At 66.0% G+C, this 12,130-nt stretch carries 11 protein-coding genes; 6 read left to right on the top strand and 5 right to left on the bottom strand.

Going from position 1 to position 12,130, the window contains the following annotated elements; all coding sequences use genetic code 11:
* Positions 1–26 precede the first annotated feature (26 nt).
* Positions 27–641 (bottom strand): bifunctional nicotinamidase/pyrazinamidase, encoded by a 615-nt coding sequence (pncA, locus tag FJV80_RS14595; protein WP_095773232.1) that lies wholly within the window; start codon positions 639–641, stop codon positions 27–29.
* Positions 642–938: 297 nt separating this feature from the next.
* Here pncA and FJV80_RS14590 point away from each other — a divergent pair, with 297 nt between their 5' ends.
* From FJV80_RS14590 to FJV80_RS14565, 6 genes are read left to right on the top strand one after another with little or no spacing between them, the layout of a single operon-like run.
* Complete coding sequence (locus tag FJV80_RS14590; protein WP_142876747.1) at positions 939–1,802, top strand: xanthine dehydrogenase family protein subunit M; 864 nt, start codon at positions 939–941, stop codon at positions 1,800–1,802.
* 17 nt (positions 1,803–1,819) lie between these two features.
* The gene (locus FJV80_RS14585) at positions 1,820–4,648 is read left to right on the top strand and encodes a molybdopterin-dependent oxidoreductase (RefSeq protein WP_142876777.1); all 2,829 of its coding nucleotides are present in this window, start codon (positions 1,820–1,822) and stop codon (positions 4,646–4,648) included.
* Positions 4,645–6,183 (top strand): 6-hydroxynicotinate reductase, encoded by a 1,539-nt coding sequence (locus FJV80_RS14580; RefSeq protein ID WP_142876746.1) that lies wholly within the window; start codon positions 4,645–4,647, stop codon positions 6,181–6,183. The genes FJV80_RS14585 and FJV80_RS14580 overlap by 4 nt, the downstream gene beginning before the upstream one ends.
* Before the next feature lie 2 nt (positions 6,184–6,185).
* Complete coding sequence (locus FJV80_RS14575) at positions 6,186–7,070, top strand: UPF0280 family protein (RefSeq protein WP_142876776.1); 885 nt, start codon at positions 6,186–6,188, stop codon at positions 7,068–7,070.
* Entirely contained in the window at positions 7,063–7,647 is a 585-nt protein-coding gene (locus FJV80_RS14570) for an amino acid synthesis family protein (protein WP_142876745.1), read from the top strand. Before FJV80_RS14575 ends, FJV80_RS14570 begins: the two co-directional genes overlap by 8 nt.
* A complete protein-coding gene (locus tag FJV80_RS14565) occupies positions 7,644–8,105 on the top strand; it encodes a MarR family transcriptional regulator (RefSeq protein WP_095788478.1) in 462 nt (153 codons plus the stop codon). Before FJV80_RS14570 ends, FJV80_RS14565 begins: the two co-directional genes overlap by 4 nt.
* 35 nt (positions 8,106–8,140) lie before the next feature.
* Here FJV80_RS14565 and FJV80_RS14560 read toward each other — a convergent pair whose 3' ends face one another.
* The 4 genes from FJV80_RS14560 to FJV80_RS14545 form a co-directional block, all read right to left on the bottom strand.
* A complete protein-coding gene (locus FJV80_RS14560) occupies positions 8,141–8,935 on the bottom strand; it encodes an inositol monophosphatase family protein (protein WP_142876744.1) in 795 nt (264 codons plus the stop codon).
* An 80-nt stretch (positions 8,936–9,015) separates the two neighbouring features.
* On the bottom strand, positions 9,016–10,017 hold the full coding sequence (locus tag FJV80_RS14555) for an LLM class flavin-dependent oxidoreductase (RefSeq protein ID WP_142876743.1): 1,002 nt from the start codon (positions 10,015–10,017) through the stop codon (positions 9,016–9,018).
* A complete protein-coding gene (locus FJV80_RS14550) occupies positions 10,014–10,850 on the bottom strand; it encodes an arylamine N-acetyltransferase (RefSeq protein ID WP_142876742.1) in 837 nt (278 codons plus the stop codon). The genes FJV80_RS14555 and FJV80_RS14550 overlap by 4 nt, the downstream gene beginning before the upstream one ends.
* A gap of 71 nt (positions 10,851–10,921) precedes the next feature.
* A complete protein-coding gene (locus tag FJV80_RS14545) occupies positions 10,922–12,091 on the bottom strand; it encodes an AI-2E family transporter (protein WP_142876775.1) in 1,170 nt (389 codons plus the stop codon).
* Positions 12,092–12,130 lie beyond the last annotated feature (39 nt).

The following is a 12,130-nucleotide window of genomic DNA, read 5'->3' as shown; positions in this document are numbered from 1 at the left end:
ACTTCCCCTGCCGCCCCACCTTCCGTTCAGTCCGACAAATGGTCTTCGAGCGTCACGCCGGCATCGCGCATGCGCCGCAGCATGGCATCGAGCGAGCCATTGAGATCGATGCCGCGGCAGGCGTCAAGCCGGACGGTGGTCTTGAAACCCTGGCTGACGGCATCCAGCGCCGAAAAGCCGACGCAGAAATCCGTCGCCAGCCCGACCAGGGTGACGGTGTCGATACCGCGCTCCTTGAGGTAGCCTCCGAGGCCGGTCGGCGTCGTGTGGTCGTTCTCGAAAAAGGCCGAATAGCTGTCGATTGCCGGGCGAAACCCCTTGCGGATGACGAGTTCGGCCTTGGTCCAGGCAAGGCCGGAATGGAAGTCCGAGCCGAGGCTGCCCTGGATGCAATGATCCGGCCACAGCGTCTGCTGGCCGTAGGGCATTTCGATCATGGTGAAGGGCTGCGCGCCCGGATGGCTGGAGGCGAAGCTCGAATGCCCGGCGGGATGCCAGTCCTGCGTCAGCACGACATGGTCGGCGTGCCGGATCATGTCATTGACCAGCGGCACGATCTCGTCGCCGCCGGTCACGGCCAACGCGCCGCCCGGGCAAAAGTCGTTCTGCAGGTCGATCACAACAAGCGCTTGGTCGGCCATTGGGCCTCCTTCTTCTCTGCGTTGGGCTCAGGCTCCAGTGGAAAGGTGCCGCTGACGCGACCGGAGGCAGAAACTTGACCAGATGGCCGGCCGCGTCAACCTCCGAAGGCGTAACAATCTCGTTGCATGCACCCTGGCAAGCACGGCGGCCCAAACTCTGGCTTTGACAATTTCCACCGGCTTGATATCATTTGCATACGAATGAATTTCCGGTTTGCGGACCGGCAAGATCATGCCTGGGGTAAACGCCCTGGGAGGGCCATTTCGGGGAAGGCCCACTCTCTGGGAAGGCAAAGCGTGATCCGTTACGCGAAACCCACCACGGTCGACGAGGCGCTCGCTTTGCTTGGCGAGGGCGCCTGGCGCATTCTTGCCGGCGGCACGGATTTCTATCCGGCGCAGGGCGCGAAGCCGTTCCGCGACAATGTCCTCGACATCAATGGCCTCGCTGCTTTGCGCGGTATTGCCGAGACGGATGACCACTTTGTCATCGGCGCGCGCACGACCTGGACCGACCTCATCCGTCACCCCTTGCCGCCGGCTTTCGAGGCGCTGAAACAGGCCGCGCGCGAGGTCGGTTCGCCGCAGATCCAGAACGTCGCCTCGGTGGCCGGCAATCTCTGCAACGCCTCGCCGGCCGCCGATGGCGTGCCGGGCCTGCTCGCGCTCGATGCCGAGGTCGAACTGCGCTCGGCGAGAGCGACGCGGCATCTGCCCTTGCCGGATTTCATTCTCGGCAATCGCCGCACGGCCCTGCGGCCTGGCGAAATGGTGACCGCCATTCGCGTGCCGAAGCTGGCCGCCGCCGGTGCATCGGCTTTCGTCAAGCTCGGCGCGCGGCGCTACCTCGTCATCTCCATCGCCATGGTAGCGGCGCGCCTGGTCGTGGCGAACGGCAGGGTTGCCGAAGCGGCCATTGCCGTCGGGTCCTGCTCGGCTGTCGCCAGGCGGCTTGCCGGCGTCGAGGCGGCGTTGCTCGGATTGCCTGGGGATGGCGGGCTCGCCGGCGCCATCCAGTCCGCGCCGATAACGGAACTGTCGCCGATCGCCGATGTGCGCGGCAGCGCCGAGTACAGGCTCGACGCGGTGCGCGAGATTGTTGCCCGGGCCGTGCTGACGGCCGCTGGGCCGATGAACGATCATATGGTGGCGGCGGCATGAGACAAGCTCAGCCTGACATGAACCAGGTTCTGCCCGAAGTGGATGAAGGTCGGCCGGATTTGGGCATAGTCCAGCCCGGCCTCGAGCGCGCCGACATCGCCTTCGCGGTCAATGGCGCCGCCGTCTCGGTCAACGTGCCGCCGCTGCGCCGGCTGTCCCAGGTCCTGCGCGACGAATTGCGGCTCACCGGCACCAAGGTCGGCTGCGATGCCGGCGATTGCGGCGCCTGCACGGTGCTGGTCGACGGCGATCCCGTCTGCGCCTGCCTGATGCCGGCGGCTTCGGCCGCGGGCGCATCGGTGACGACGGTCGAGGGGCTGGCCAACGGCCTGTTGTCAGCGCTGCAGGCTTCTTTCCTGGCCCATGGCGCGGCACAATGCGGCATCTGCACGCCGGCGCTGCTGGTGGCGGCGACAGCACTGTTGGACACGACGCCGAGACCAACCGAAATCGAGGTGCAGGATGCGCTGGGCGGGATTCTGTGCCGCTGCACCGGCTACCGGAAGATCATCGCGGCGGTGATGGACGCCTCCTCGCAAGTGGCAAGCCTCGATTTCCGCCTGCCCCAGTCCGGCCATGCGATCGGCGCGTCGCCCGTCAGGCTGGACGGTGTGCCAAAGGTGACGGGGGCCGAGAAATTCGGCGGCGATTCCTTCCCGGCCGATGCGCTTGCTGTGCTGGTGGTCCGCTCGCCGCATTATCACGCCGGCTTCGCCTTCGGCGACCTCGACGGCTGGGCAAGGAAGACCCCCGGCATCGTTGGTGTCTTCACGGCGGCCGACATTCCGGGCAAGAACTGTTTCGGCGTCATCGGCCCGTTTGCCGACCAGCCGGCGCTCGCCGAAGGGTTTGCGCGGCTTCGCGGCGAGGCGGTGGCGCTGGTCGCCGGCGAGCGCGAGGCAATTTTCGATCTGGACCTGTCGGATTTCCCAATCCGCTGGACCGAGCTGCCGCATGTCCTGCAGCCCAGCGAAGCACAGGCTGAGGGTGCTGCGCTGATCCATCGGAACCGCCCTTCGAACCTCTTGACCTCCGGCTTCGTCGAGCGCGGCGATCCCGAGGCGGCGCTTGCCGGCGCCGCTGTGACCGTGACCGGTGCGATCGACACCTCCTATGTCGAGCACGCCTATATCGAGCCCGAGGCCGGCCATGCCTATATGGACGCCGACACGCTGGTCGTCGTCGCCTGCACCCAGGCGCCCTATATGGACCGCGACGACACGGCGAAGGTGCTTGGCCTGGCTGTCGACAAGGTGCGCATCGTGCCGACCGCGACCGGCGGCGGCTTCGGCTCGAAACTCGACGTTTCGCTGCAGCCGCTGATCGGCCTCGTGGCGCTGAAGACCGGGCGTCCGGCCGCCTTGGCCTACACGCGCAACGAATCGATGACGTCGACCACCAAGCGCCACCCCGCAGAGATGAAGGCGACCATCGGCGCCGATGCCGACGGCCATGTCACCGGCATGATCTTTTCAGGCGATTTCAACACCGGCGCCTATGCCAGCTGGGGGCCGACCGTCGCCAACCGTGTGCCGGTGCATGCTTCCGGCCCCTACGCGACGCCGAACTACCGCGCCGAGGGCCGCGCCATCCACACCCATGGCCCGATCTCCGGCGCCTTCCGCGGCTTCGGCGTGCCGCAGGCGACGATCATGCAGGAGACGCTTTACGATGAGCTGGCCGGCAAGCTCGGCATCGACCGCCTCGATTTCCGCCTGAGAAACTGCCTTCGGAACGGATCCGAAACAGTCACCGGCCAGAAGCTGGAATCCGGCGTCGGCATTGCCGAATGTCTCGAGGCCTTGCGGCCACATTGGGCGCGGGCGGAAGCCGACGCGGATGCTTTCAACAATGCCAATGGCGATAAAAAGCGCGGCGTCGGCGTGGCGTCCTGCTGGTATGGCTGCGGCAACACCTCGCTGCCCAATCCGTCGACCATCCGGGTCGGCATCGCGGCTGACGGTACCGTCATCCTGCACCAGGGCGCCGTCGACATCGGCCAGGGTTCCAACACCGTCATCGCGCAGATCTGTGCCGACGCGCTTGGCCTGCCGCTGGAAAGGTTCCGGCTGAAAAGCGCCGATACGGCAATCAGCCCCGACGCGGGCAAGACCTCTGCCTCGCGCCAGACTTTCGTGACCGGCAAGGCCGCCGAGAAGGCCGGGCGGGCCCTGCGGGAAAAGATCCTGCGCTTTGCCAATGTCTCCGAGAAGGCAAGCCTGCAACTGGACGGTGCGGCGATCGTCATCCGCGAAGGCGAAGCCGCGCGCCGCATCGATCTCGCCTCGCTCGACATGGATGCCGACGGCTTCGTCTTCCGCGCCGAGGAGACCTACGACCCGCCGACACTGCCGCTCGATGCCAAGGGCCAGGGCAAGCCCTATGCCGTCTATGGCTATGGCGCGCAGATCGCCGAACTGGAGGTCGATCTCAAGCTCGGCACGGTCAAGCTGATCAAGGTCACCGCCGCGCATGATGTCGGCAAGGCGATCAACCCGCTGCTGGCCGAGGGCCAGATCGAGGGCGGCATCGCGCAAGGCATCGGCATGGCGCTGATGGAAGAGTACATTCCCGGCCGCACCGAGAATCTGCACGACTATCTCATCCCGACCATCGGCGACGTGCCGCCGATCGAAACCATCCTGGTCGAGGTTCCCGATCCCGAAGGGCCGTTCGGCGCCAAGGGCCTGGGCGAGCATGTGCTGATCCCGACGGCACCCGCGATCCTCAACGCCATCCGCCATGCCACCGGCGTGCTGGTCACCAAGGTTCCGGCGACGCCGACGCGCATCCGCGCTGGCATCCGTGAAAAGGATGGCATCCGCGAAAAGGAGGCACGCGCATGAGTGAGCTTGCCGAGCGTTTTGAGACCCATGATCCCGGCGAGAAGCTGGTGGCGGAGAAGATCCGCTGCGATGCCTGCCCGGTCATGTGCTACATAGCCGATGGTCGCACCGGCGCCTGCGACCGCTACGGCAATGCCGGCGGCCGGATCGTGCGCATGGACCCGCTGACCATTCTCGACCATGCTGCCGAGACCGGCGGGACAATCGTGCCCTTCGTCGCCGAAGGCGAGGCATGGGACGGCGAACTGGTCAACACCGGCCGCCGCTTCGTCACGGCAATCGGCGCGGGCACCACCTATCCCGACTACAAGCCGGCGCCGTTCATCGTCAGCCAGCAAGTCGAAGGCGTCGATCTCGTCACCGTCGTCACCGAAGGCATTTTTTCGTATTGCGGCGTCAAGGTGAAGATCGACACCGACCGTCATATCGGACCCGAAACGGCAATCGTGCGCTCGCAAGGCGAGGCGATCGGCCATGTCACGACGGGCGAATATGGCTCGCAGATGCTGTCGCTGGGCGGCGTGCACCATCTGACCGGCGGCTCCAAGGCGGAAGGCCGGGCAACCTGCGACGCGCTGCTCAATCTGTGCAACCGCAAGCCGGTGGAACTGACCATCGACGGCGGCGCCACCATCATCGTGGAAGCCGGCAAACCGCCTGTCATCGACGGCAAGCAGGAACACCGCATGCGCGTCGGCTGCGGCTCGGCCACCATCGGCATGTTCGCCACGCAATGGCGCGGGCTGGTCGACGAGGTGGTGGTGGTCGACGACCACATCACCGGCGTTGTCTCCGAGCACCAGGCCGGCAAGGTGCTGGGCTGGCAGGACACGGGCATCAAAATCATCGGACGCCGTTCGACGCCGGGCCGCTATTTCAAGGTCTCCGAGCCCGGCCTCGGCTGGGGCGGCACCTCGATTTCCGACCCGCTGTCGATCCTCGGCGAATGGAACGCCAAGAAGGGCGCGCGGCCGGGCCTGTCGCTGTTGATGGTTTCGACCACTGGCGAGCAGTTCGCCTACTACGAGCTCGACGACGAATTGAAGCCGGTCGGGAAGCCGTTTCCGGAGCGGTTGCAGAAGTCGGTCAATCTGATCGAGGACAATTGCGAGCCGGCGCTGTGCACCGTGCTGTTCATCGGCGGTGCCGGCGGCTCGCTGCGCGCCGGCGTCACCGAAAACCCGGTCAATCTCACCCGCTCGGTGCAAGGCCTGAATACTTACGTGACGGTCGGCGGCGCGCCGGTCTATGTCTGGCCGGGCGGCGGCATCACGCTGATGGTCGATGTCACCCGGGTGCCGGAAGGTGCCTTCGGCTATGTGCCGACGCCGGCGCTGGTGGCGCCGATCGAGTTCACCTTGCGCCGTGACGACTATGTCAGGCTTGGCGGCTACGAGGCCGAGATCCGCAGTGTCGAGGATATCGTCGCCAAGGGCGGCGAATACCTCAACCCGCGCCACGGCACGGGTGCGCCGTCCGACAATCCATGGCCGCCGCTGGCGCAGCTGCGGCGCGCCGCATCGAACGGAGCCTGACGATGGACGGCCCGCAGGCACATTGGCTGCAGGACAGCAAGCGGCTGCATCTCAACCATGGGCCGATCGATCTGATCGTCGAGGCCTTTGGCGAAGCGCAGGAATGCCGCCTGGCGTATGAGCAAGCGGTCGCGCGCTTCCAGACGATCCTGATCGAGCTGGTCAGGGAGCTTCCCGAATTGCGGCTCCCGGCATTTTTCCTGGCGCCGCGGGCCTTCAACGGTCCGACGGCGCGCCGCATGGAAGCGGCCGTCATGCCGCTCGCGGAATGTTTCATAACGCCGATGGCCGCCGTCGCAGGATCGGTAGCCGACGAAATGCTCGCCGCATTGCTTGCCGGCCGCAGGCTCGAGCGCGCCTATGTCAACAATGGCGGCGACAGCGCCCTCCACCTCGGCACGGGCCGATCGATCGGCCTGGCGGTCGCCGGCACCGGCAACGGCATGGCCGACCGGATCACGATCCGCGCGGAGGATGGCGTTCGCGGTGTCGCCACCAGCGGCTGGCGCGGCCGTTCCTTCTCGCTTGGCATTGCCGACGCCGTCACCGTGCTGGCGCGGACCGGTGCCGAGGCCGATGCGGCGGCGACGCTCATTGCCAATGCGGTGGACCTGCCCGGCAATCCCGCCATCCAGCGCATTCCCGCATGTGAACTGTCGCCCGACAGCGACCTCGGCGCGCGGCTGGTGACGCAAGGCGTCGGCACGCTTGCGCCTGGCGAGGTGGCGCGGGCGCTGGACAATGGCCTTGCCGTCGCCGAAGATTTTCGCCGGCGCGGCCTGATTGCCGGATCGGCGCTGTTTCTTGGCGGTGAGGCCCGCATCAGTGGTTCCGTGGCGCTTGCCGCACCCAACAAAAATCCGAGGGAGGAAGTTGCCCATGTCTGAGTTTCCGATCCGCAAGATCGCGGTGCTGAGCGAAGAGATATTTCATGAGGGCGGTCCGGTCGCGGACGTGCCGCGCCGGCGTGCCGCGGCCATGGCTGTGGTCAGGAACCCGTTCGCAGGGCGCTATGTCGAGGATCTGCAGAGCGCCATGGACGATCTGAAGCCTCTCGGCCTGCTGCTTTCCGACAGGCTGATCGCCGCATTGGGCGGCGACGTCAAACAGATCGACGGCTACGGCAAGGGTGCCATTGTCGGCACGGCGGGCGAGCTGGAGCACGGCGCGCTCTGGCACGTGCCGGGCGGCTACGCCATGCGCGAGCGGCTTGGCGACGCCAAGGCGATCGTGCCGTCGGCCAAGAAGGTCGGCGCCTTCGGCTCGAAGCTCGACGTGCCGCTCGGCCACATCAACGCCGCCTATGTGCGCAGCCATTTCGACGCCATGGAAGTCGGCATCAGCGACGGGCCGCGTCCCGACGAGATCCTGTTCTGCCTCGCCATGACCTGCGGGCCGCGCATCCACAACCGCATGGGCGGCCTGGCGGCCGACGGCATCAAGGCCTGGGACGGGCTGCGGTGAGCGGCGAGGACAATCTGCTCAAGCTGGTCGAGGTCGAAGAACCCGAGGAGCAGGATTACCTGCTGCAGGAGCAGGTCGGCTTCATCCTGCGCAAGGCGCACCAGCGCCATGTCTCGATCTTCGCCGCGCATATCGGCGACCTGACGCCGCCGCAATTCGCGGCGCTGGCCAAGCTGCGCGATGTCGGCGAGACCTCGCAGAACCAGCTTGGCACGCTGATCGCCATGGATGCGGCGACCGTGAAGGGCGTGATCGACCGGTTGAAGGCGCGCGGCCTGGTCGAACTCTCCAAGCATGAGGGCGACAAAAGGCGGCTGCTGGTCAATCTGACCGCCGAAGGCCGCGACGCCATCGAACGCCTGATCCCGCTGGCGCGCGAGATCACCAGGGAAACGCTGGCGCCGCTCTCGGCCAAGGAGATCGCCACCTTCATGAAGCTGCTGGCCAAGCTGGCGTAGGTGCCGCCACGACGATCCATCGCATCAAATGGCGATCAGAGCGGGAACGCTTCCCTGCACAGTTCCTGCAGCTTCGAAAAGACGCCCTTTCCGCCGGTGATGACCTGTGTGCCGCTCTGCAGCACCGTCTTGGGATCCGCCTTCAGGACGGTGCCGCCGGCCTCCTCGATCAGCAGCATGCCGGCCAGGCAGTCCCAGGCGTTCATGTGTTCCTCGACATAGCCAAGCAGCCGGCCCGAGGCCACATAGGCCAGCATCAGGGCGCCGGACGCGTTGCGGAAGAAGACACCGCCTTCGGCGAGGATCTTCTTGATCAGCACCGCGATGTTCTCGGCCTCGGCCCGGTTCGAGAATCCGGTCCCCACCGAGCCTTCTTCCAGGCTGGTCGCGGCACTTGCCTTGATAGGCCTGCCGTTGATGAAGGCGCCGCCGCCGCGCCTGCCATGGAACGTCTCGCCGGTCGACGGTTCGTGGATGACGCCGACGATCGTCTCCCCGTCCCTTGCGCAAGCGATCACCACGCACCAGGCCGGAATGCCGCGCACGAAATTGGCGGTGCCGTCGATTGGATCGATGACCCAGGCATAGCCGCTCGAGCCGGCGACCGAAGCGTGTTCCTCGCCGACGATGCCGTCCTGCGGATAGTCCTTGGCGATCGCCGCACGGATGAACAGCTCGACCTCGCGGTCGGCCTGCGAGACCAGGTCCTGATGGCCCTTGCTCTCGATGGTCAGGCTTTCCAGATCGCGGAAATATTCGAGCCCGCGTTCGCCGGCCCGCCGCGCCAGATCGATGGCAAACTGCGTGCGGGCGTCAAGATCATGGGTCACGGGAAGGCTCGCTCTTGCTGGGGATGCGCCCGCCACTTAGCAGAGCATCGCCGCCGGCAAAAGCACCTGGCGGATAAAAGTCAGGCTGCTTGCGACAGCGATTTGTGAGCGTCTGCCAGGATCTCGAACGACCGCACCCGCGCCGCGTGATCGAAGATCTGCGCGGTGACCATCAGCTCGTCGGCGCCGGTGCGTCGCACGAAGGCATCGATGCCTTGGCGCACTGTTTCGGGAGAACCGACGACGGCGCAGGACAGCGCCTGGCCGAGCATGGTCTTGGCCATCGGATCGAGATCGCGGTCATAGTTCTCGATCGGCGGCGGCAACCGTCCGGGACGGCCGGTGCGCAGATTGACGAAGGCCTGCTGCAGCGAGGTGAACAGCAGCCGTGCCTCGGCATCGGTGGGCGCGGCAAAGACGTTGAGGCCGAGCATCACATGCGGCCTGTCGAGCTGTTCGGACGGCTGGAAGCGCGAGCGATAGATGTCCAGCGCATGGTCGAGCTCGGCCGGCGCGAAATGCGAGGCGAAGGCGTAGGGCAGGCCGAGCATGGCGGCGAGCTGCGCGCCGTAGAGGCTGGAGCCGAGAATCCAGACCGGCACGTTCTGGCCCTCGCCCGGCACGGCCCTGAGGCGCTGGCCTTCCTCCGCCGGCAGGAAATAGCCCATCAGTTCGACGACGTCCTGCGGGAAGTTGTCGGCGCCGGCCTCGAGGTTGCGGCGCAAGGCGCGCGCGGTGTTCATGTCGGTGCCGGGCGCCCGGCCGAGGCCGAGATCGATGCGGCCGGGAAACAGAGCGGCCAGCGTGCCGAATTGCTCGGCGATCACCAGCGGCGCATGGTTGGGCAGCATGATGCCGCCGGCACCGACTCGGATGGTTTTGGTGCCGCCGGCTACATGGGCGATGACCACGGATGTGGCGGCGCTCGCAATGCCCGGCATGTTGTGGTGCTCGGCCAGCCAGTAGCGCTTGTAGCCCAGCCGCTCGGCATGGCGGGCGAGATCGAGCGAGTTGGCAAGCGACTGCGAGGCATCGCTGCCTTCGACGATCGGCGACAGGTCGAGAACGGACAATTCGGTCATGCGGTGGTCTCCACGATCTTCGTCTCACGCACTTTGGCCTCGAAAGCAGCGCGGTCGGGAATGATGATGCCGAGCAGGCCTTGCAGCGTGTCGGCGAGTTCGGCGGCGGTGGCCATCTCCGTCTGCTCGGTGCGGCCGCCAAGGTGATGGATCGACAGGCGGTTTCCCCGCAGCGCGTAACGCCGATCCGGCGCGGCGCGCGCCGCAATGACGGAGGAGAGGAAATGCGATGTCGGGCTGGTCGACAGGAAGTGATTGGTGACGGAATAGTCGACCTCGTATTGCGGCTGCAGGTCGAAGCGGTAGAGCGATCGCCAGTCGCCGCCGATGGCGGCCTGCAGGCGGAAATGATCGCCGGCCTCGACGATGCGGAATGGCTCATGCGGGGTTTTCTGTTCCGGGCCGGGATCCAGCAGCAGCGGCGCGGTCAGGGTCAGGCCGCCGAAGCCGACATCGGCGATGTAGGTACGGCCATCGAGCTCGACGCGCAAAAGCATATGGCTGCGCGCGGTGATGGCGTCCTCGCTCTGGCCCCGGAGCACGCGCGCGGCCAGGCCGCCGACCTCGAAACCAAGCGCCCGCAGCGCATGCATGAAGAGGAGGTTGTGCTCGAAGCAATAACCACCACGCCCGCCAAGGACGATCTTGTCCTGCAGCGCGGCGAGGTCGAGCCGGACCGGGCGGCCAAGAAACGGATCGATGTTCTCGAAGGGGATCGCCTGCGGATGCGCGAAATGCAGCGTCCTCAGCGTATCCAGCGACGTGTCGCGCGGACCGGCGTAACCGATACGCGCGAGATAGGCGTCGAGGTCGAAGGCAGGAGCATCGCTCATAGGGAAGGCACCGGACGTTGATCGGCCGGATATAGGCATTCGATACCGCCGCGGCAAACGGCGTCCGCCTTCTATGCCGCCGCCTTGCCGTTCTCCTCGACGGGTTCGTCCTCGACTACGGCGGGTTGCTGCGCGGCGAGGAAATTTCCGACATGGCCAAGCCCTTCGAAATGGTCGCAGAATACCTTGATGACGACCAGCAGCGGCACCGCCATCAGCGCGCCGACGAAACCCCACAGCCACGACCAGAAGGCAATGGCGATGAAGATCGCCACCGCGTTGATTTCCAGGCGCCTGCCGACCACCATCGGTGTCACGAACTGGCCTTCGACGACATCGCACAAAAGCACGAAGGCCGGTGCCAGAAGCGCGTAGGAGATGCTGTCGAAGCTGATCAGCGCCATCACCGCGACCAGCACGATGGTCAGCAGCGCGCCGACATAGGGCAGGAAGTTGAACAATGCGGCGGCGACACCCCAGACCAGCGGGTTGGGCATGCCGAGCGCCCACAGGCCAAGGCCGATGACGGTGCCGAGACCCGCATTGATGATGGTGACGGTGAGCAGATAGTGCGAGATTTCGTGCTCGACGTCATAGACGACGCGCAGCGCCCGCTTCTTCTCGGTGAGGCTGGCGAAGGACTGGATGATCTTCTCGTAGAACATCGTGCCCGAGGCGAGCAGGAACAGCGACAGCACGAAGATGATGGTGAGGCTTGTACCCGCCGCCAGGATGTTGCTGGCGGCCGACGACAGGATACCGGACTGGGCGACGGCCACCTTCTGGACGCCAGGCTCCTGCGAGGTTTCGGTCATCTGCTCGATCTGATGCGAGACCTGCATGATCCTTTCCAGCGGACGCCGCAATTGCGCCAGCCGCTCGGTGAGTTGCTGGCCGATCGACGAGGTGTTGTTGAGGAGATCGATGACAGGACCTGAGAGCAAATAGCCGGCGCTGGCGAACACGCAGATGGACAAAAGCACCAGGAGCGTCGCCGAAACCGCTTCGGGAATGCCGCGCTTGCGCAGCAGCCGCACGATCGGCGTCAATGTCAGCGCCAGCAGGAAAGCGAGCATGACCGGCATGAAGAAGGCACGACCGAAATAGAGCGCATAGACGGTCATGAAGATGAAGATGCCGACCAGCAGCGAACGCATCAGGTGGGTGTCCGCGCGGGCTTCGACGCGCGGATCCGGGCTATCGGCAACGCCAGCGCCCGTAGCGTCGGGTTCGGCTTTCATCATGGACCCTCAGCGACGCACCGTATCTGGTGCAGTCCG

It is taken from the genome of Mesorhizobium sp. WSM4310 (assembly GCF_007003935.1).
Classification (GTDB): Bacteria; Pseudomonadota; Alphaproteobacteria; order Rhizobiales; family Rhizobiaceae; genus Mesorhizobium.
The sequence above is the reverse complement of the archived record's forward strand: the minus strand, read 5'-3'. Positions and strand labels throughout refer to the sequence as shown.